At 50.1% G+C, this 21999-nt stretch carries 17 protein-coding genes, 1 tRNA gene and 1 pseudogene; 12 read left to right on the top strand and 7 right to left on the bottom strand.

The features are described from left to right. Nucleotides 1-38: 38 nt before the first annotated feature. Genes FBF26_00095 through FBF26_00075 form a run of 5 tightly spaced genes read right to left on the bottom strand, consistent with a single transcriptional unit; the run spans nucleotide 39 to nucleotide 1924 of the window. Nucleotides 39-413, bottom strand: coding sequence for a hypothetical protein (locus FBF26_00095; GenBank protein ID QJU09683.1), 375 nt, complete (start codon nucleotides 411-413; stop codon nucleotides 39-41). Nucleotides 414-430: 17 nt separating this feature from the next. Continuing rightward, complete coding sequence (locus tag FBF26_00090; GenBank protein QJU09682.1) at nucleotides 431-796, bottom strand: hypothetical protein; 366 nt, start codon at nucleotides 794-796, stop codon at nucleotides 431-433. After that, nucleotides 793-1092, bottom strand: coding sequence for a hypothetical protein (locus FBF26_00085; GenBank protein QJU09681.1), 300 nt, complete (start codon nucleotides 1090-1092; stop codon nucleotides 793-795). The genes FBF26_00090 and FBF26_00085 overlap by 4 nt, the downstream gene beginning before the upstream one ends. Beyond that, the gene (locus tag FBF26_00080; GenBank protein ID QJU09680.1) at nucleotides 1089-1547 is read right to left on the bottom strand and encodes a hypothetical protein; all 459 of its coding nucleotides are present in this window, start codon (nucleotides 1545-1547) and stop codon (nucleotides 1089-1091) included. The genes FBF26_00085 and FBF26_00080 overlap by 4 nt, the downstream gene beginning before the upstream one ends. Next, entirely contained in the window at nucleotides 1547-1924 is a 378-nt protein-coding gene (locus FBF26_00075; protein QJU09679.1) for a hypothetical protein, read from the bottom strand. The genes FBF26_00080 and FBF26_00075 overlap by 1 nt, the downstream gene beginning before the upstream one ends. Nucleotides 1925-2022: 98 nt before the next feature. Here FBF26_00075 and FBF26_00070 point away from each other — a divergent pair. The 12 genes and pseudogenes from FBF26_00070 to FBF26_00015 all read left to right on the top strand — a co-directional run bounded on the left by FBF26_00070 (nucleotide 2023) and on the right by FBF26_00015 (nucleotide 19290). Continuing rightward, nucleotides 2023-2100, top strand: a tRNA-Asp gene (locus tag FBF26_00070). Between the two features lie 198 nt (nucleotides 2101-2298). Then, on the top strand, nucleotides 2299-3219 hold the full coding sequence (locus FBF26_00065; protein ID QJU09678.1) for a hypothetical protein: 921 nt from the start codon (nucleotides 2299-2301) through the stop codon (nucleotides 3217-3219). Between the two features lie 1730 nt (nucleotides 3220-4949). Continuing rightward, a pseudogene (locus FBF26_00060) lies at nucleotides 4950-5219 on the top strand (hypothetical protein). A 1290-nt stretch (nucleotides 5220-6509) separates the two neighbouring features. Further along, entirely contained in the window at nucleotides 6510-9125 is a 2616-nt protein-coding gene (locus FBF26_00055; GenBank protein QJU09677.1) for a hypothetical protein, read from the top strand. A gap of 9 nt (nucleotides 9126-9134) precedes the next feature. Then, nucleotides 9135-10025, top strand: coding sequence for a PrgI family protein (locus FBF26_00050; protein QJU09676.1), 891 nt, complete (start codon nucleotides 9135-9137; stop codon nucleotides 10023-10025). 230 nt (nucleotides 10026-10255) lie between these two features. Further along, entirely contained in the window at nucleotides 10256-11110 is an 855-nt protein-coding gene (locus FBF26_00045; protein QJU10548.1) for a hypothetical protein, read from the top strand. Further along, entirely contained in the window at nucleotides 11103-12965 is a 1863-nt protein-coding gene (locus FBF26_00040) for a DUF87 domain-containing protein (GenBank protein ID QJU09675.1), read from the top strand. The genes FBF26_00045 and FBF26_00040 overlap by 8 nt, the downstream gene beginning before the upstream one ends. Nucleotides 12966-12980: 15 nt before the next feature. Next, complete coding sequence (locus FBF26_00035) at nucleotides 12981-16196, top strand: hypothetical protein (GenBank protein ID QJU09674.1); 3216 nt, start codon at nucleotides 12981-12983, stop codon at nucleotides 16194-16196. Beyond that, nucleotides 16193-16687: a hypothetical protein gene (locus FBF26_00030; protein QJU09673.1), complete on the top strand. Its 495-nt coding sequence runs from the start codon at nucleotides 16193-16195 to the stop codon at nucleotides 16685-16687. Before FBF26_00035 ends, FBF26_00030 begins: the two co-directional genes overlap by 4 nt. Nucleotides 16688-16695: 8 nt before the next feature. Further along, nucleotides 16696-17163 (top strand): hypothetical protein, encoded by a 468-nt coding sequence (locus FBF26_00025; protein ID QJU09672.1) that lies wholly within the window; start codon nucleotides 16696-16698, stop codon nucleotides 17161-17163. After that, nucleotides 17148-18494 carry a CHAP domain-containing protein gene (locus FBF26_00020; GenBank protein ID QJU09671.1) on the top strand — a complete coding sequence of 449 codons (1347 nt, stop codon included), beginning with the start codon at nucleotides 17148-17150 and terminating at the stop codon, nucleotides 18492-18494. The genes FBF26_00025 and FBF26_00020 overlap by 16 nt, the downstream gene beginning before the upstream one ends. Beyond that, nucleotides 18481-19290 (top strand): hypothetical protein, encoded by an 810-nt coding sequence (locus FBF26_00015; protein QJU09670.1) that lies wholly within the window; start codon nucleotides 18481-18483, stop codon nucleotides 19288-19290. Before FBF26_00020 ends, FBF26_00015 begins: the two co-directional genes overlap by 14 nt. A gap of 1 nt (nucleotide 19291) precedes the next feature. On the opposite strand, the gene dnaN is transcribed toward FBF26_00015, so the two are convergent. After that, nucleotides 19292-20392 (bottom strand): DNA polymerase III subunit beta, encoded by a 1101-nt coding sequence (dnaN, locus tag FBF26_00010; GenBank protein ID QJU09669.1) that lies wholly within the window; start codon nucleotides 20390-20392, stop codon nucleotides 19292-19294. Between the two features lie 260 nt (nucleotides 20393-20652). Next, complete coding sequence (gene dnaA / locus FBF26_00005) at nucleotides 20653-21999, bottom strand: chromosomal replication initiator protein DnaA (GenBank protein ID QJU09668.1); 1347 nt, start codon at nucleotides 21997-21999, stop codon at nucleotides 20653-20655.

Raw genomic sequence — 21999 nt, 5'->3', positions numbered from 1 at the left:
GTTAATATAGTTTCAGCTGTTATTCTATCATCATTTAGCTACTTAAACAAGCCAAAGACCCAGTTAACGATAGCGTACGACATGACCACCACAACGATACCGATCACCGCGTACATGATGGTGTTTTTAGCAGTGGTCGCTTTCTGGCTATCGCCTGACGAGGTAATGTACTGAAAACCGCCCCAGATCACAACGATAACCGCCACCGCACCGACAAAGTAAAGAAAGATATTAACCACCTCGCCAATGGTTGTACCGATAGGCTTCGTGCTCATCTCCTGTGTTCGAGCTGCGTCCAAACCGCTCTTAAATTGGGCCGACGCGGACGGCAGGGCGATCGGCATGACGACGGCCACGGCAGCAACCGCTACTGACAAAACGGCGGCTACGAGGGTTTTTCTATATCGTTTCATACATTTCTCCTTTTTTCTTATATTTTGCCAAACACAAAGTCAACGATAGCATACGATAGAAGCGCGACGGCGACACCGATCACCGCGTACATGATGGTCGATTTGGCGGTTTTGACCTTGTTAGAGTCGCCGGCCGAGGTTACATACTGAAAGCCACCGATGATGATCATGATGACAGAGATGGCGCCGAGGATGAGCAAGATAGCATTGATGAGGTTCTTGAACAGTGGCTGCACCGTTGCGCCACGGTTTTTACAGACTTCACCACTGGAGCCCGAGCAGGCGCCGTAAATATCGACACTCTGGGCGGATACACTTGAGGCGACTACCAACGGGACAATAAGCGCCGCTATCATGCCGATAATGACTACGAGTTTTTTCATATTGCCGATCCTTTCATGCCACTAATGACAAAGTTAGTAATGAGAAATGCGGAGAGGATGATAATGATGCCGATAACGGTACCGAGAATGGTGTTTTTCGCCTTGGTAAGCTTGTTGGTGTCGCCGCCCGAATTAGCATAATTGATACCGGCCAGCACCAACATCAAAATCGCGATCGCCCCGGCAAAGAAATACACCGTATTGAGAATGTTACCCAGTGCATCCGCCGAGGCACTGTTCGTCGGAATACCCAGCGAATCTGGCGACCCCAATACACCGGCTACAAATCGCATCATGATCGCGGCAACCCCAATCCGTCAGCTACGACATTCACCAGCGCCACCGAGGCGATAGCGATCACTAGGCCGATCGCCGCATTAATCACCGTTTTCATGCCATTGGCCATCTGTCCCGGCTCACCATTGCTCGTCAAGTACAAAAAGCCGCCGTATATCACAAAGCCGACCGTCACAAAGCCCGCCAGCTGCAACAGATCCTCGACAACATTCAGTATCGCCCGCCAGATAAAGCCGTTGAGCGTGGCGTAATTACCCGGGTCGTTTTGGGCGCGCTTATCGTTATTATCGACAATCGCTTTGAGATTACAATCCGACTTGGTCAGCCCGTCATACCACGGCTTGAGCGTCAAGATGTTACCGCCACAGGCCGCGCTGGCCGGCGTTGCCTGAACCACCGACAGCATCAGCGACCCCGCGATCATCAGCCCCAGCGCGATCACAATGTGCTTCATCAGAACACCCCCCCAGGGATCAGGAAGTTGGTGATAGCTACAAAAAACGCGAATATGATGAGGCCGATGGCGGTATTGACCCAGAGCTCTTTGGCCTTTTTGATATTGTCCGGACTACCGCCAGATGCAGAATAGAGAATACCGCCGTATATCACCGTACCGACCGCCAAGATGCCGATACCAGCAGTCATGATCTGGATAACCATTTTGATGATACCGAGAATAGCAGTATCGCCAGTCGCACCGCCACAGTTAATGATTGAGGTCTTTGTGCCGCCGCATTCAATATCAGCGAACGCAGACATACCAGACAGCACGACGCCACAGATAATGGTTGCGAGAAAGATGGCGATGATAAAAATATTTCTTTTTGTCATATACGAATCTCTTACCCTAAATTGTAAAATAGTGGCGGGAAAAATGCAAACGATTTCTTGAAAAAGCCATAAAAGTTTGCTATCATACGAAAAGTTATGCGCCCGTAGTGAAGTTGGCCTATCACGCCTCCCTGTCACGGAGGAGATCGCCGGTTCGAATCCGGTCGGGCGCGCCAGAATCAGAATATTGTTGCCGAGCAGCCCATTTCTTTGTAGAGTTAAGGGCTGTTTTTGTTTACTTTATTGCCGTTAGGGTATTGCTAAATTTACAGAATGTGTTACAATGATGCTATTCAGAGTTTCATTATCTACTCTGAGGTGGATTAAAACTACTCTATGACTGGCCACCGGCCAGAGAAAGGACTCCAAGCGTTATGGCACGTTCACATGAGAGCTATGACCCAAGTAGTTCAGATAAATTAACTCGTCGCGGGATACTAGCCGGACTGGTTGGCGGAGCAACTATGCTGCTTGCCGGTTGTGGCGAAAGAGATCGGATAGCCGTTCCCCCAGATTACTCTACACAAAGCGCCTCACCATCAGAGTCACCATCCGCCTCACCATCACCGACTGAGACTGTTGATCCAAAAGACTTGGCCGAGAAAAGATATGAGCAAGTTAGAAAAAAGTATGCGGACATAACCCCCGAAGGGTTTGCTAGACTTACGGACGAAGAGCGCTTGTTACCATGTAGGGAAGAGCTTCTTCTTGCAGAGGCGTGGGGAATCATACATAACCCAAACAATAGTTTATATAATCCATCAACGGGGGTTAAACCTGGTGAATTTTACGGAATACCCGCATCACCAACAGATTCCCCCGAAGAGGTCGCGGGCAAGCTATTTCTTCCTGTGGTCGCGGCTTTCGATGTTGGTCCGTGGGACCCTAACTTTGCAAGATATGTAGCATCTGCGGCAATCTATGGCAATCCTGAGTTAAGAATATCCGTCCTAAACGATATGTTGCGCAATGGAAAGATACCAGGCCCAGAGTACGACGGCAAAAAGGCCATAGCGACACTTCTAGAAGCTAAGGACGAGAAAGAAAAATCGAGCTACAAACATAAGGTGCCCGGCTCAAATATGTTTCCGATCCTTAAGCCAAGGTTTTGTAGTGCCAAACCCGTTGTGGATACAAAGACTGGCAAATCACTACCAACGGAAGGGCTCCAGATTTTTACCGAGGCAGAAACCACCGGCACAATTCTTGGTATGGCCTGGAGGGTTGTAATAGACAATGGATTGTGGCGAATCGTTGATAACGAGGTTAGCGATCTTAAGTCTACTCTTGATTAATTAAAAGGCATGGCCGTATCGCCACAATAAATAATACCTCAAAAGAGAGGCCACTCGGGGTTTCTCTTTTGAAATTATAGCATAAGCATGATACTATATTACACATAATGCTTGCGCAAAAGAAAACCTCGCATAAACGTATTCGCGCCATTCTAATCGGACTTGCCGCACTATTGGTCGTTCCGATGCTCATGACGTTTTTCGCGCTGTCGCCGACCGCTAACGCGGCTCGGGCGCGCCTTGATTATTCGCCATACCTCACTCAAGTCAAACAGCGCTCTCTCGCGTTGGCCATGAGCAACTGTATTAGTCATCGTCAAGGATTTGATGGCGGACTCACTCCAGCAAGAATCGCCAGCGGCGATTGGGGCGGCAGCTTCACTACTGTCACTACCGTCGGTCCAGTTGCTGACGGTGACGATGGGCAGTTTAGCTGTAAAGAACTAGTGTCCGCCACACGAGATACATTTGGCTACAGTTCTTTTACCGACATGTTCTGCGCGCTAAAGGGTGAGTGGCGAGATGACGCCGGCCTTGACTGTATTAGCAATATAACCAAGGGCGAGTACAGCGGTGGTAGGTGGAATATACCAAGGGACAGGGGCACGTACGCAATTCAGGTTCTTGAAAAAAAGGCTGGTAAAAGCCTAAAATTCGACTCGGCATTGGTTAATTATTCCACGGCGATGGCAGCACTCTTGTCGGCCCAAAACGCTGGTTGTAAGGCCGAGTGGCGAGGATATGATAGCGGGGATGACGCCGCAAGTAATGACATAAAGGCCGATCAGCGCAATAAAAAAATAGCGGTTGCTTTAACTGACAGTACGGCAGCTTATGGATATTTTTATCTCCCGGATGCAGGTAAAAGAGTTCGTATGTTTCATGGAGCTGACTCGCCTTATGGTCCTTCTGGTGGTGCAAAAACAGAGATGTCATGTGCGGAGATTGCACAGTGGGCATCAAACAACGCTGAAGCAGCCGCAAAATCAGCAAAAACCGACTCTACTGAAAGTACCCGTAAGGCTATCCGTAGCGCCCTCATAAAGAGGTGTGTCCAGTCACGAGGCGGAGGGCCTGCACAACAAATTTGCGAAAGCCAGGTTGATGGCTGGATGAACGCCTGTAAGGATAAGATGCCATCAAGTGGCAACGTGGCAAACTCTAGTGAATATGTTGATTGTCTGAAAAAACAATCAGGGTATTCTGAAGACGACATAAAAAGCTCTCTTTCTAATATAACCGCCGACACCCCATCCGGTCAAAGCGATAATGGTAATGACGACAGACCCGACTGCGCCGTTAAGGAACTCGGCTGGCTCGTCTGCCCGGTGATTAATTTTATGGCACGTATAGCAGACGCGGCTTTCGCCATGATCGCCGACAACTTCCTAAAGATTGAGCCAGGCCTTGCTTCTGGAGGTGAGGTACAGGCAGCCTGGGGGATCATGCGCAACATTGCCAATGGTGCGTTTATCATTATGTTCTTAGCAATCATCATCTCACAGCTCACTGGCTTTGGCATCTCAAACTACGGCATCAAAAAGATGCTGCCACGGCTCATCATCGCCGCAATCTTGGTGAACTTATCAATTTACATCTGTCAAATTGCCGTTGACTTATCTAATATCCTTGGCTACGGCCTGCGAGCAGGCCTGGGTGGTATCGGTGACGGTATTAGTGCTGCTAATAGTGTCCTAAAGTCAGGACAGGGAGGCGAAACCTGGGGAGGCATAGCATTAACTGTCCTCGCTGGGGCTACGGCCGCAGTTCTCGCTCTTGCGGTTCTAATCGGAGCGCTTGTTTCCGGACTGGTCGTAATGGTGACTATTGCCGCCCTATTGATCGCCCGCAAGGCACTCATCGTCATCCTTATCGTTATCTCACCGCTGGCTTTTGTTGCCTTTCTATTGCCGAATACCGAAAAATTCTTTAGTAAATGGCGCTCAACCTTTGTGGGGCTACTCATGGTCTTTCCAATCGTTGGATTGCTATTCGGCGGTGGTATCTTGGCAGGATCAATTGTTAAAGCGGGAGCTACAGATGCCGATAATATGGTCATGCAGATTGTCGGTGAGCTAATCAAAGTCCTGCCACTCATCGCCGTGTGGAGTGTCCTCAAGAAAGCTATCGACGTTGCTGGGGCGATCGGTCAGCACATCAACAACGCTGGCGGTAGTCTCGGTGGCAGCGCCAGAAACTGGGCAAAAGATAGGTATGATAGTTCACGGCTTGGCGAGATGCAAAAATTCCGCAAGCAGCGACGACAGCGCCGCAAGGCCCTCATGCGGGCCGGGGCATGGGAGGGTACCGGAGCCCTAGATAAATTCTGGAGAAATCGAAAATCTCGGTTCAGCAAAAGATTTAACGAGAGCGCCTTAGCAAATAACCGCTTCCTCGGAGGAGATTATGGTATTCGCAGTGCTGCCGAAGGTCAGGATGCGGTTGATGACGAAGAGCGCAAGACAGCAGAGCGTATGCTTGATTATCGGTACAACGGCGATGCGGCCGCTGCACTGAGGGGTGCTGGAGACAATGAGATACTTAAACACATTGCCTTTAAGAAATTAGAGTCAACTGGTAAGCGCGGTGCCGAACAGATGTACGAGTATCTCCAGGGTGGTGGAACCATCAGCAACCGCCGCATGGCGGAAACCCTCACCAGAATGAAAGATGACCATGCCGGCCTGTTTGAAATGGGTAGAACGGCCATTGACCAAATGGAACAGAACGGGGCAACCTCGGTCAGCTTTAGCCAGCAACAAATGGCCGAACTGACCGCCAAGGGAGTCAGCGGATTAAGTGATGAAAAATTGGCACGACAGACATCCAGTGCAATTAAGATCGCTGGTGAAACTGAATTCACCAAGGGCGACCATAAAATGGTCGGTGTCTCCGCCGAGAGGGCAGCCTCAGTGCTTGACAATAAACGTATTAATACCTCGATATCAGGTAGTGCGCGCAAAGAGCTTGAAAACATACGAAACAGCGATAGAGCAGCCGAACCCCAGGAGCTGCGGGTACCACATGACATGAGCGGCGTAACAGCAGATGACGTCAAAAATGCGATTAATTCTACGGTAGAAATTAACAATATCACCGAGGCAGTCCCGTCAGACACCCCGACGGGGAGAACATTCGTCGCCGGAACAGGCAGAGGGCCAGCTCCACCGCAATCCCCACCTTCAGCACTGCCAGATAATCAAAGTAACCGCGATAATCGAAACAATAATCCACCTGCCGCCAGCTAAAACTATTGACTTTTCTCTGTAAAAATGCTACCATTACCGGTAATGGAGTGGTTACGTTCACGAGAGCGATCATCAATGCGATGGTTGCAGTGGTTTATATTGCTGGCAGCAGGCCTCCTAGTCAGTATTTTTTTGAGTACGGTCGTAACCTCGGGCCAGGCGCTAGCGGCGGACGCGAAATGGGATAGTAGCAAAATATCCTACGACAACGAGACGTTTGAACGGGTTTCTGATGCCGACAAACTAAAAGCCCTTGATTTAGGGGCAGACCAGATGGTCTACATGCCGAAGAAAACCGTGGCCAATAACCAAGATATTCGGGTTGTCCACTTTCCGTCAACAGGCGACCTCGGATCAATGACCTCGGTGTCCCTAACGACATTCACGTACACTGCGCCAAACACTTACACAAAGAAAGAATCGACCACACTATCAATTGACCCACCGAGCCAAAACTCCGCATCTTCGTGCGAGGTTGCTGGCGGCATCGGCTGGATCCTTTGTCCCGTTTCGGCGTGGTTAGCTAGTTCCATCGACTGGATGTTTGGGGTGCTTAAAAGCTTTCTCGTGGTGCCGCCGCTTCAGACGGGTAATCAGACTAGCGGTATCTTTCTGGCCTGGAACATCGTTCGCAACATCGCCAACAGTATCTTTATCGTCATGTTCATAGTCATTATTTATTCACAAGTTACTTCTATGGGCATCTCCAATTATGGCATCAAAAAGATGTTGCCTCGGTTGATTGTCGCGGCGATACTGGTTAATTTGTCGTTCCACGTCTGCGCCATCCTCCTTGACCTGTCAAACATCGCCGGAAGTGCGCTCCAGGACATGTTCATGAATATTCGTAACACAGTCGCCACCCTAGGTGGATCTGCGCCAGCGTCTGAACCAATGACCTGGCAAGAGGTCACCTTCCAGATTTTGGGAGGTGCCGCTGGCGGTGCGGCGTTGGCTGCGGGGCTCCATATGCGAGCCGAGCTACTTCCTTTTGTTGTGCCGCTTTTGTGTGGCATTGGACTCGTTATTCTTCTCGTTGTTATCATTATGGCCGCCCGTCAGGCGTTGATCGTTATTTTGATTATCATTTCGCCGTTGGCTTTTGTGGCTTACTTGTTGCCGGGTACGGAGAAGTGGTTTGACAAGTGGAAGGACGTCTTCTTGACGATGCTGATATTCTTCCCGGGGTTTGCGGCAGCCTTCGGTGGAGCGCAGCTGGCAGGCTCAGTCATTATGCAAAACGCCGCAGGCCCGAACGGGGCAGTGATGTATATCCTCGGTATGGCAGTCCAGATCGCGCCACTCGCCCTGACACCACTAATGATCAAGTTGGGCGGCGGACTCCTTGGCAAATTCACCGGCCTCGTCAACGACCGCAGTAAGGGCTTATTCGACCGATCTAAGAACTGGGCAAAAGAGCAGAGTGAGATTACGAAACATAAAAAACTCAACAAACGTCCAAATAGTAAATTCACCCCAACGGCGTGGCGACGCAGGCTGGCGCAGTCATCGCAAAACCGTAAGGATATGCTAGAGGAGCTGCGTAATCAGTCAAACGTACAGCGCACCGAAACTGCTAACTACAGGAAGCTTGACCAGTTTAGGCGCTCTGTTGGAGAAGATAAAAATATCGCCGAAGGAAGACTACAGTCAGCATGGAACGCACATCAAAGCACCAATCAGGCGGCCATCGTTCAGGATTTCCAATCACGGTCCATTCGTCAGATGGTTGATGCTGAGAAGCAGGTGCTCGACAATCGCTTTACGGCGCTTCAGACTGGACATGGGGAATTGCCAGAAAATGTTGCCGATAATACCGCAGTCCAAGAGGCTGTACAACGAGCACGCGATTCACATCAAACTCTAGCGGTTCAAGGTTTGCGCAAGAGCGGTATCGATCGTGTCCTTAATGATCAGTTCGCCCGCGCCATGCGTGATGACAATACCGGCGCAGCACTTCGATCAGCTGCTGGTGGTATTGAGGACGCTTACTATGCATCAATTCCAGGTATGAGTGATGACCTTGGGTCGCGGCGCGCCGCTGCCGCTGCCGCTCAAACGGTGAGTGCTGCCTATGAGGAATCAGTCAAGAATGCCACCGCTATCCTCAACGGCAGCAACGTGAGCGATGCCGACACAGTAAGTCTCATTGGTGGCAACGCTGTCGGCAATATACCAGCAACCGACGATATCAGGAATGCAGCTGGTCGCAAGATCGCAAGCAGTCGTGGTGCTAAACCGCTACTCGATATGCTCAGCAAGGTACAGATGAACAATTTGACAGACGACCTCGCTCAGGAGCTTGGTGTTGCGCTGAAAAACAATAGTGCACGACCATGGTGGCTAGGTGGATCGGAGTGTGTTGATATACAGGCCAATGCCATCAAGGATACTGGTGACGCCTTCAAGGTGCGCAATATGATAAAGGCTTTTGAGAAGGGTAAGTTGAGTGCTGACAAAGCCCTGGCAAGTGACGCGGTGTTCCTTGAGGATACGCTTGATATGATGCAGAAGCATAATATTGCCGCACAACTGACACCAGAGGCGAAGAAATTCCTTAACAAGAGCATTACAACTGTTTTAACTGATAAGCTATACAGGGGCCGATATAGTCGTGAGCAGGGAGACGCCCTCAAAGGCATTCAAAATCTGCTATAATAGTACCCAATGGCTGTCTACAAAGTTCCCCAGGATGTGGAAGCTGAAGACAAGCTGCTCGGGCCGTTTAGTTTCAAGCAGTTTATTTTCTTGATCGTCGCGATCGGCATGATTGCGCTGGCGTGGGGGCTATTCTCGGTGCTGCCGCCGCTGGCGATTATCCCGGTGCCGGTTGCGCTATTTTTCGGGGCGTTAGCCTTGCCGCTGCGCAAGGATCAGCCGATGGAGGTGTACCTCGCGGCGGTTATTTCGTTCATTCTTAAGCCCAAGCAGCGATTGTGGCGAGCCGATGGTATTGAGCGAATGGTCGAGGTGATCGCCCCGCGGGTTGAGGAAAAGCAATACGGCAAGGGGTATGACCAGGCCGAGGTCAATCGCCGGCTGTCGTATCTGGCGACGCTGGTGGACACACACGGTTGGTCGGTGCGCGGCGTCGATAATCCAAACAGCTCGGTGATGAACAGCTCGATGCAGGCGGATTGGTACAATGAGGCTCAGACCGCCCAAGACCCGCTCGACCCAAGTAGCAAGACAGCCCGCGCCTTTGAAACACTCATTGAGCGAGCCGACGAAAGGCGCCATGACGAAATTGTCCAGCAGATGCAACGATCTCAAGCCACCCAGACAACCACACCTGTCCAAGACGACCAAGCCTACTCGCTACAAACCTCGACCTTCAACCCCTATCCAACTATGCAGCAGTCTATCATCACGCCCATCAGCGAGCAGACGACCGCGACGGCCCACACCGACCAGGCGCCCCCTAGCACAGCACCCGTCTCGCCTGCTATAATGGATCTAGCGCGTAATCACAGCGATCTGTCGGTCGCCTCACTGCAACGAGAGGCCGGTCGCATCCAAAAAGAACATGATAAGGAAGTCGTGATTTCGCTTCACTAGGTGGGATGTCTATGCAACCAGATCAGCAACAGCAACCATATCACTATCCACCAGATGCAGCCGCTGCACCACCGTTTGGTGCACCATCAAATCCGCCAACCATGCCGGGGGTCATTGCCTCTGGGCCTGACCCAGTCTCTACGGAACCAACCTCACCGTATGCTCAGTACCCTGATCAGTTCAGCCCGCTGCCACAGCAATTACCGCAGGCGCCAGCCCAGCCACAGCCGATGCCAAGCGCACAACCCGCGGCACAACCAGCCCCCAGCCCACCGTCCGCACCCGAGCCCAACCAACCACAGCAAACCCCGCAACAGCCCGCCAAGCAGCCGGCCAGTCAGGCAAAACCTCAACAAAAAGGCCCGACCAGCACCCAGAACACGCTGCTATTTTCTGAGATGCGCGAGAACATGATTATCATGAATGACGGCAGCTTTCGGGCAGTCATCCAGTGTCAGTCGATTAACTTTGACTTGATGAGTGGCCGCGAGCGTGAGGGAATTGAATTTAGCTACCAAAACTTCCTTAACTCGTTGTATTTTCCGGTTCAAGTGCTCATTCGCTCACGGCGCGTTGACATCGGGCCGTATATTGACCGCCTGATTGACATTCGCCGCAACCAAGACAATATGCTCCTAAACGTGCTGATGGATGACTATATTAACTTTATCGATGTCCTCGCCCAAGAGGCTAATATTATGGACAAGGATTTTTATATCGTTGTGCCGTATTATCAGAGCGGCGATATGCAAGTTATCAAACAGCAGGCCAAGGGTCTGTTCGATAGCTTTTTTGGTGGCAAGAAAGACAATGTCGTCACCAAGATCGAGCAGACCGCCTACGAGAAGGCCAAGGATGAAATTAAGAACCGAGTTGATTCAGTAATGAGTGGGCTGTTTCAGATGGGCGTAAAGAGTTCGCAGCTTAATACCAAACAGCTGGGCGAATTATTCTACAGTTCATACAACCCTGACGTGGCACCGCAACAACCGTTGAGTGTCGGCGCCGATGAACTAGCAACGACCTATGTTCGCAAGGGACGAGGCGAATCGCCACATGGATATGGAGGAGTACGACATGGCTAGGAAAAAGAAGCTAGACGCCATTGATATCGCCGCCCAACAGCGGGCCCGCGAGCAGGCCGAGGTTGAGCAAGCCTTTCTCACTGGCGTGAGAACCTTGCGCGACTTTATCGCCCCGAGCAGCCTCGAGCTCAAATCCGACCACTTCCGCCTCGGTTCAAAATACGGCCGTACCATGTACGTCTACGGGTATCCGCGCGAGTTATACACTGGTTGGCTCAGCTCGGTGATCAATATCGACGAGGTGCTGGATATTAGCATGTTCATTTATCCAGTTGACACCCAGGTGGTGCTCAACAACCTACGCAAGAAAGTGACGCAGCTCGAGGCTAGCCTCAGTATCAACTCTGAGAAGGGCAAGGTGCGCGACCCAGCGATGGAAGCGGCATTACAGGACGCCGAGGAACTACGTAATCAGCTACAGATTGGCTCGGAAAAGTTCTTCCGCTTTGGCCTTTACATTACGATTTATGCCGACAGCATTGATGAGCTCAACTTTATCCAACACAAGATCGAGACAATTTTTGGCCAGCAGCTGGTGTTCTCTAAAGTTGCCTCGGCCCAACAAGAGCAGGGTCTCAACAGCACTATTCCACAGCTGACCGACCAGCTTCAGGTTCGCCGCAACATGAATACTGGCGCTATTTCCACCAGCTTTCCGTTTACCTCAGCTGACCTGACCGACGGCAAGGGCGTGCTCTATGGTATCAATATGCATAATAACGGCTTGGTGATTTTTGACCGCTTCTCCCTCGAGAATGCTAATATGGTGGTGTTCGCGAAATCTGGTGCTGGTAAGTCATTCACCGTCAAGCTGGAGGCGCTGCGCAGCATGATGCTTGGTTCAGACATCGTGATTATCGACCCAGAAAACGAATACCAGAAACTGTCCGACGCCGTTGGTGGTAGCTACATTCGACTCAGCCTCAACAGCGACACCCGCATCAATCCGTTTGATCTACCGCGAGTAATTGATACCGATGAGGCAGACGATGCGCTGAGGGCGAACTTGGTGACGCTGCATGGCCTGTTGCGGCAGATGCTGGGCGGCTCGCAGACGACAGCGGGCGGGCAGATTATCGCTGGACTGACAGCCGCTGAAGAGGCTGATATTGACCAGGCACTGATTGACACCTACGCCCGCGTCGGCATCACCGCTGACCCGTTGACCCACCATTCGACACCGCCAACTATCGCCGACCTCTACGATACACTGCTTCATATGGGCGGCACCGGGCCAAGCCTCGCCCAACGGCTCCGCAAGTTTACCTCGGGTACTTTCGCTGGTATCTTTAGTCAGCAATCAAACATCGATATCAATAACACCATGGTGGTCTTTAATATCCGCGACCTCGAGGACGAATTGCGGCCGATCGCCATGTATATTGTCCTCAATCACATTTGGAATATTACACGCACCGACCAAAAGCGGCGCATGCTGATCGTCGATGAGGCGTGGCAGCTGATGCGCTACGACGACTCGGCCAACTTCCTGTTTTCTCTCGCCAAGCGCGCCCGCAAATACCAGCTCGGCCTCACGACCATCACCCAGGACGTCGAGGACTTTATGGGTAGCAAGATGGGTCGGGCCATCGTCGCTAACTCGTCGATGCAGCTATTGCTCAAGCAATCAACCAGCGCCGTTGATGTCCTTTCCAGTGTCTTCAAGCTAACCGAGGAAGAGCAAAAACGCCTCGCCAATTTCCCGGTGGGGCAGGGGCTATTCTTTGCCGGACAAAACCACGTTCACATCCAGATTCAGGCCAGCGACACCGAATACGAACTCATCAACACCTCGCCGATCTCTCGACACCAACTACCATCAGAAACACCACTCGGCGGGTACGGAGCAGTGTAGTATAATTGGAGGCATATGGCAACAGCAACAAAACCGCCGCGATTTGACACCACGACCGATCCCGATGCTGATGGGCGAGCAAATCCGTTTGAGCTACACGATGATTCATCGGAGCGACTGAATGCTAGTGAACAGGCAGCGCTTGACCAGATAGAGGCTGGTCTACGAGATGATGGCCTTGAAAATGACCCGTTCGGCTACCAGGCGAATCGAGATACCAACATTGAAGCTGCCGCGCAAAAAATAACAGACGAAGAGAACAGTGCTGCAAATCAAGGACCACAAAGTGGTTTTTATCAGCCGGGAGGCTCCAAGCGGAACAAGCCTAAGGGTCGAGGTGCCAAGCTCATTGCTCTTGCTAAAAAACGCGGCGGTATTGTTGGTTTAATGATATTATTTGGTGTTGGCGGTGGTCTGCTGGCTTCAATATTTGGTCCGGCATCAATGCTCATCAACCTCATGGAAAACCTAACCCTTGGCAACGATTCTAGTTCAGTTGTCTCTGAACGGCGTCTCGCAAAAAACTTGGCGAATATGATCACAAAGCCCGGCGTTTGCAATAGTAAAAAGATGAAGTGCAAGGCCGGCACGATTTCAAACAAAGGCTTACGCCGTCTCGCAAAGCACGGCGTTGTAGCGGCCGATGCTAAAGGCAATCCGCTTAATCTAAAAAGGCTTGGCTACCCCAGTGGTAACCCAGAAAAGTTCATCGTTGACGGTAAACATATCAAGGCTCAAGACTTGCCCGGTTTTTTAAGTGCTAAAGAAAACCGTGGTCTTGCCGCCAAAGTCCTTGGTCGATCCGGTGCATTTAACATGCGGTTTCGTGTCTGGTCAAGTAAGTATCTCGCCAAAAAGTTCTTTAGTAAGTTTAAGCGCATAAAGCGAAACGGGGGAGCGGCCACGTGGGCCGAAGAAAACAAAAAGAATAACCGACAAAATCAAGGCCCAACCGGCTCTGACGGTGAAAAAAAGAAGACCCCATCTGAAGAATATCGTGCTGACGATAAAGTAAACCAAGCAGACATCGAAGAGTCTGGCAACAAAGCCAAAACGCATGCCGACAAAAAACTGAAGCGTGCGCGGCGTGCTGGCTCAGCCTATACCCTCGCAACAGGTGCCTGTATCGCTGGACATGTGCCCGACTTTATCGTTGGCGGTGTCGCTGGAGCGCAAATGGCGGCACTTATCCCACCGATAGCTAATATCGTTCTCTCACCAGGATCACAACAAAAGGCTTCAGGCCTTGATCCGCGCTTCGCAATGACTGCTGCTGGTATGGAGTTTGTTGGCACAATGTTAACCGCTCGCCACAAAGGCAGTAATGGCAAAGCCGAGTCAGCCCTTGATTCACCACTCCTGCTTTCTGCTATGGGCGTCAATAAAAATAAAGTTCCGCTATCTGAAAAATTTGCACCCGGACTTAAAGTTCGTCGTCATCCAGCCATCCAAGCGATGTATCAATATAAAGATGCCACCAAGGGCGCCTGCAACGTCATCATGAGCGACCAGGCTATGTACACAGCCATGGCCGTCGATGCAGCAGTGACAGTCGTGGCAGCAAAGACGCTTATAGGTGGTATTGTCAAGGCAGTAGGTGATTTTGCAATCTCTCAAATTACCTCTGTCATTATAGGCGAAATAACCAAAGCGGCCACAAGTGCAGCTGTTCAGGCGATATTCAAAGCCATCGTTGGCGATAATGACATTGCGAATGCTAAGGGTAAGGAGTTTGGTGATATGCTCGGAACATCGGCTGGTGCATTTTTTGCAGCAGCAAATTCAGCAAAACATCTGCCGGTATTGTCTAAAAAAGGCCTCTCTAGTTTTAATCAAGTTCGTCTCGCTAACGAGCGACAACAACGTGAATACGACATCGCCTCACTCAGCCCATTCGACACCTCTAGTCGCCACACATTCCTTGGCAGCCTCACCTTTAACCTGCGTCAGATGATGCTCCAGTCTGGTAGTTACAATAATTCATTCGCATCAATCTTCTCTAATATCATCCACCTCCCAGCAATGGCGCTTTCATTTGGAGCCACCGCCAATGCGAGCGATAACTACTCGGCAAATTACTGTGGTTACGCCGAAGACTTTGGCTTAAAGTCCGAGGTTAATGGCCGCGATGTTACTCCAGCAGTAAACTTTGCTGGCACTGGGTGTACCGGCTTTACTAGGCAGCAGGACGATATGGGTGTTGAGGAGGCACGAGAGATCCTGGCAAAGGCTGGGTGGATCGATGAAAGTGTTGATATAGAAAAAGAAGACGACATTGAGGCATTGGTCAGTAAAGGATATATAAAAGACAATACCCCACTAAAGTCGTTTATTGAGTCTTGTAGTGATGTCAGTTCGGCAGAATACTCAACCAATATGGCCGGCTGCGTCCTTGATGAATCTAGTACCAGGCAAAGTACTGGCAAGATCTCCAGTGGCGGCTATCGCCCTGTTGTCGAAGGTGAAAATGGCAAGACAAGCGCTGACACCGACTTTGGCTCCGTTGATACTGCTGACGGCAAAGCCCTTGCTGCCATCTCCGTCTTCTTGATGGATTATCAGATCCAAAATTCCATTAACGGCGAAGACGACGAAGAGCTTGTCGGCAGCAACCAGTCTAATAGCGCCTCAAACTCCCAAACCGGCGAAAATCTCGACCAAATTAAGATGTACTATCAGTCAGAAGAGCCATGGAAGAATAAAAAATACGGCATTGGTAATATTGGTGATTGTGGCTGCGCGCCAACCTCTATGGCTGCTATCGTCTCGACTGTCGGCAATACAACCGTTGATCCAGAAAAAATGGCTGAGTTTTTCTATCAAAACGATGGCCAGAGGGGTGGTGAGCATTGTGGTTCGAATTGGATATGGGAAAGTAAAGCTCAGCTATTTAAGGATAAGTTCGGTATTACGATCAAGAAAGTACAGCCAAGCGCCGAGAATGCCTCAAGAGGTCTGTCCGAGGGTGGCCTAGTTCTTATATCAGTTGGCGGGAAAACACCGTTTATCCAGGGTGGTCACATTATGTTTATTCGCGGAAAAACTGCTGACGGTAAGTTCCTCGTTGGTGACCCGAATAAGCGCTCCAACACCGAAAATAAAGCCGGCTTTGCGGCGAGCGAATTTCACTTTGGTGAAAAGGCAGACAAGGGTAAAAATGAAGAGAATGATGGCACAACAGGTATGTGGGTGATCACTGGACCGAAAAAAGTTGGAGGACGGTCATCGTGAGAGAGTTTCTTTTAGCACACAAAACAGCAATTATTGCTACGTTATCATTCATCATACTCTCCGCCTCAGTCGTTGTCGTCATTCTGCTGCTACCACCCGCCAACCCATCGACCCCACCGCAATCGCCTAGTAACAACCAATCAGAGGGTAAACAGTACGAGGGACCAACCGGCGGCAGTGGCCAGCCAACAGCGCAGCAGCTGATCCTCAGCGGGTGGGATACGAAGAATAGCGCCAATAAAACACTGGCCGCATTCATCAATGATGACACCCAAAATTCACTCGTTGCAGCGATTCTTCGCCACTACGTAAGTAAACATGCGACCTCTGATACCCTTGTGTCTGGAGCGATCACTAATGTAGTTTTTGACGAAAAGGTAATATCATTCACCGTGACTGTTAACAACACCGCCGCGTATGTCGTGCAGTTTACTATCGCGGATAACGCCGTCACCATTCGAACCGCAAGTGGGGAGCCAGTAGCGTTATGATAGATAGCATGAATTATTACTCCCAGCAGCCACGTGACGATAGGCGATCGTTGATGATTATGGCCGGACTGTGCGTCGCGGCGATTGCGCTGATAATCGTCATTATTCTAGTTGTTATCCGCAACAACACTCCATTAAATCCAGGACCAACTAAAAATCTTATAATCCCAGAAAAAATATTGCGCGAATCAGCCTCCGCTGCTTTTACCAACCTGCGAGTTGCGACAACACCGCGACAAATATTTATCGAAAAAATTGACTTCGAAAATGAGTGGATCTTTCTGAAAGCAATTGCCGCCAATGTTGCGACCACCAATCCATCGCGCACATTATATGTCATATTAAAGAAAGATGATCGCGGCAATTTACAGCTCATCGCATACTCAACCGGCAGAGAGGCGTGGCGGACAACTGACGGTAACATACTACCGGATAACGCGAGAGAGCGAGCGAGGAAATTATGGAACGAAAATTAGTCTTGCAAAGGGTTGTTATCGTTATATCAATTATTTCGCTGCTTTTTGGGAGCTCACCGGTATTTGCCGAACTAAATACCGACCAACTGCGCGCGACATTTGAAGACAATAGTATCCTTTTTAGTAATAATTCTGAAGATACAAACTGTTCACCAAATGCCGCACAGCGGGCGGGCGATGCCGCAGGAGAGTTGGTCGGTGAAGATAATCTAAAGAAAGCATTTAATTATTTTATATCCAAAGGTGCACCAAAGTTTGTTGCAGCAGCAATCGTTGGTAATTTATATCAGGAGTCAAAAGGTAACCCAATTCTTCGTCAAAATAAAGGCTCCGAGCCAAATCCGCTCAAGGCCGGCGGTAAGTATCACCCGTGGAACCCGAGTAAACCGGCTGGTATGGGCGATGCCTGGGGAATCGCCCAATGGGACCCGGGTGTAGCCGTCCTTTACTGGCAACAGCAGGCTGGCGTCCAGGGTGATGTTACCAGTCTCGAGGTGCAACTAGCTATCGTCTGGTGGCAACTCCAGAACCTTGCACCAACTTCACGTAAAAACGTTCTTGCCGAAATGACGGCCTCGGGCAACGTAAACGAGGCAACCTCTATTATGGTAAAGAAGTTCTTTGGTGCTGGTATTCCACGAACCGATATTCGCGCGGCTTATGCTAACAAAGCCATGAGCTGGGAGCCAGATCCTTCTATCGCAGCCGCAGCGGCTTCTGGTGCCGCTACTAACTGCAGTGATGATAGTGGAGGTGGAGGCGGCACCATCTCCGAAGGTGGCCTCAACGAAGAGCAGGCAAAGAAATTCATGATGAATTACGGCGAAAATAAGAACAATGAAAGCCAGAAGGCTATGGGTGGTTACCTGTGGAATAATTGTAATGGTGGCGGCTCGAATTGTGTGTCGTTCTCTGTATTCTTTTTAAACAAGTTCACTTCTACAAAAGGCGTCTATACACCCGGAAATGGAGAGGCGGTTGTGTCATACTTAAGGAGCAACAGGCGCGTGCCAACCGGCAAAACACCAAAGGTTGGAGCAATATTTAGCTGGAACGGTGGGCGGTATGGACATACTGGTGTCGTCCTCGGCATTCACGGTGATACTGTTATCGTTGGCCAAGCAAGCTGTAGTGGTCCCGGTAAGGGGCGCGGTGATGGTACACAATCGGGTGGCGGATCTGGTTTCATTCGCGTAGGTAAGATCAACGAGACAAAGGCGTGGCTCGGTCGCCTACCAGATGAGTTTGCCTACCCAGAAGTTGACATGTCGGCAGTAGCAAGTTATGTTGGAGCAAGTACAAGTGGAGGCGGTGGCAATGTTGCACTATAATAAAAAACTACTTTTCATTATCTCGGGGTTTATCGGCGTTGTTATTATCGCTACGATTGCCTATACGCTGCTGCTACGCAACCCTCTTGGCGGAGAAATGCATATTGAAAACCTCAGTACATATACGAATGGTAAACCGACCGACACTAAAACCCTCGAAACAATCCGTCACGCATTATATACCACCATCCGTAACAATTACGCTGGCAATTTGCCGGACAATTCCATTAAAGACATCCTTATTCGTGATGGGTCATTCAAGCAGACTCGTGATCAAGCGAAAGACATCCACACCGTTAACTTCATTGTTGATATTAAAAGCCTACAGCAGTCGTATCTCGTTGAATATACGTGGTCACAAAAAACCAATCTTGACGAGGATGCCCAGTATCAATATGGTACAACCGTTTCATGCCTACCAACTGATCAGCTAATATACGGTTATTTTGGCTGTAATGATGACTTTTCACGAATGCGTGGACTACGAAGCCCGTATCTAGTTGTCAACTGGAGCGGCCAAAATGATCAGTACGGCAATTCATTATCTAACCAACTAACCGGCAATGACACTGACTACATTGAGAAGCTAATCATGAGCGATTATTCTTATGACCACAAACTATCACGTATCGCTACACAAACAACGATAAAAGATATCGTACGTGATACATCATCAGGAAAAAATACGCTATCATTTACTATTACTGTTGAGGATAAATTAGCCTACAATATCACTATTGATTACGATAATAGTCGACGAATTGCCATTACTCAAGACGGTCGATCACTCAACTAGCCTAGCGCTTCAACGGCATAACAATATGCATACAATCTGGCGTGGGGGTCTGCTCGCGGATGACGCATGGCGACAGTTTGCCGTTAAACGAGAAGGTGACAGTCTCGCCATCAGTGGCGCCAAGTGACTCGATCAGATAACGAGAATTGAGCGTAATCTCGCCGTCGCTCGACACCTCGGCACTAGCCTCAGAGGTATTCTCACCGAGCTCCGAAGCAATTGAATGGATTGATAGTAGCGCTTGCTCGTGACTAGCCTTGAGGGTAATGCCGCCACCCGATTCGCGCGCAAAGAGACTGGCAACCTTGGTGATGCGCAGGAAATCGGCTTTTCTAATTACCACCTCGGTCTCGGCGAGTTTAGGAATCAGTTGACGATAGTCGGGAAATTTGCCATCGATCAGCCGACTCACGATCTCTAGATGATCCGTCCGAAACCCGACCTGTGTTTCATCAAAAAACAAACTTACGTCACTTGTTTCGGTATCGAGACTCCGCAGCACCTCCTGGAGTGTCGATGCTGGCACGATGGCGGTAATTTCACCGTCAAATCTCATCAGCCGTTTCTCCGCCAACCGATAACCGTCCGTGGCCGCTAGATACAACTCACCATTATAGGTATGCCAGTACACACCAGTTAACACCGCCCGCGTGGCATCACTAGACGTCGCGATAATGGTTTGCGAAACTGCCTTTTTTAGCTCATCGGCACTCATATCCAGTCGCACCGCCGTCTGCTCATCCACTGTCGGTAGCTCCGGAAACTCATCCGCCACGACACCATTAATAACGGATGAAAACTTGTCTGCGGTCAGATGTAGATGCTCGTCCTTAACCTCCAACTCGACCGTACCACTTGGCAGGCTGGCGACAAACTCGCTCACTAGTCGGGCTGGGATAGTTATCGAGCCGGGCCTCTCGACCTTGGCGCCAACATACTGGGTAGAGGCGATCTCCAGATTCGTCGCCGCTACGACCAGCCGAGAGCCATCGGTTCGTAATAAAATGTTATTCAGTATCGCCAGTTCGTTACGACTGGCGGCGATGCGCCCGACATTAGCGAGGGCTCTGGCGAGGTTTTCTTGGGTGACGGTGAGCTTCATATTCTTATTATAATCCTTTTCTTATTTTTATTCAGTGGTTAGTAATAATAGGTGCTGTGGAAACTGGGTAAATATTGTGTTCAAACAGGGGTGGTAACAGTGCTGTGCCGGTGGAAAAAGTAGTGGATTGGCTGTGTATCATGTCGTGGATAATATGCTGATTATCCATGCGGTGGTGTGAGGTTTGTCTGCGCACGGCCAAGGTGGTGGATAGTCGTTCACAAGTTTGTCGCTGGTTATGCGCACGTTTTACCCAGGTTTTACACATAGAGTTTGTCTCGGATGTCATTAATTTGTTCACGAATGTTGACGCTGATAAGCATCTCCTTGCTAATTTTGTCAACCGAATGAATGGCGGTGGTGTGGTCTTTGCGGCCAAGCTCTTGGGCAATTTTTGGAAAGCTCATCTTGAGCTCGCTGCGCAGCAGGTACATGGCAATTTGGCGTGGCTGCATGATGTATTTATCGCGCTTTGGTGAACACACATCCTTGACCTCAACGCCAAAGTGGCGAGCAGTTTTGTCGATAATTTGCTTGGCGGTGATATGTTGCGGGCGAGAGCGCTTGATATTACCGAGCAGCCCCTCGGCGGTTTCGGCATCGGGCGTGATGTTCTGCATCTCGGCGTAGGCGAGGAGTTGATTGAGCGCCCCCTCAAGTTCGCGAATATTGGTCTTGAAATTGGTGGCGAGATATTCAACGACATCAGCGGATAATTCGACATTGCTCAGGCCGGCCTTGGCAGTAACGATAGCGCAGCGAGTTTCATAATCGGGCATCTGCACGTCAATCGTCATGCCCCACTCAAAGCGACTGCGCAGGCGGTCGGTCAGGGTAGGGATGCTTTTGGGCGGCTTGTCAGAGCTGATGATAATTTGCTTGTCGTTTTGGTGTAGGTCGTTAAAGGTGTGAAAGAACTCGTCCTGAGTTTTTTCCTTATTGGCGATAAACTGCATATCGTCAACGATCAGGACATCGACGTTACGATATTTATCGGAAAATCCTTTTTTCTTGAAGCGAATCGAGTCGAGAAATTCACTCACAAAGGTCTCGGTGGTGGTATATAGTACGCGGGCGGAGGGTTGGCGCTTAATAATCTCGTTACCAACGGCCTGCATTAAATGGGTCTTGCCAAGCCCCGAACCGCCATAGAGATAAAGCGGGTTATATTTGGTGCCAGGACTAGCGGCAATTGCTTGACAGGCGGCGTGCGCCAAGTCATTACTCGAGCCAACGATGAAGTTGTCAAAGGTATAGCGCGGGTTGAGGTTGGTTGCTGATTTTTTAGACTGCTTGATGATCGGTTGGGTGGCGGCCGCTGAATTTGGTTCATCACGGCTGAGGCGCTGCTTTCGAGCAGCTGTTTTTTTGGGTCGAAAATGAATCGTCGAGACCGCAAGGCCGCTTCGCTTCAAGCCGTCAGCGATGCGCTGATAGTAGCGTTTTTCCAGCTGTGTCAACACGAAGGGGTTGGGTGATAGGACGGCCACCTCATTAGCAGATATAATGTCAAGCTCGGTCGACTTAAACCAGGTCGAAAATGACGATGGCGGAATTGAAACCTCAATTTCACCCAGCACTCCCTGCCAAATAGCTTGACTATTCAC

The sequence above is a fragment of the Candidatus Saccharibacteria bacterium oral taxon 488 genome (assembly GCA_013100825.1).
Lineage (GTDB): Bacteria > Patescibacteriota > Saccharimonadia > Saccharimonadales > Saccharimonadaceae > Nanosynbacter.
Note: the sequence above shows the minus strand (reverse complement) of the source record. Positions and strands in the feature narration are given on the sequence as shown.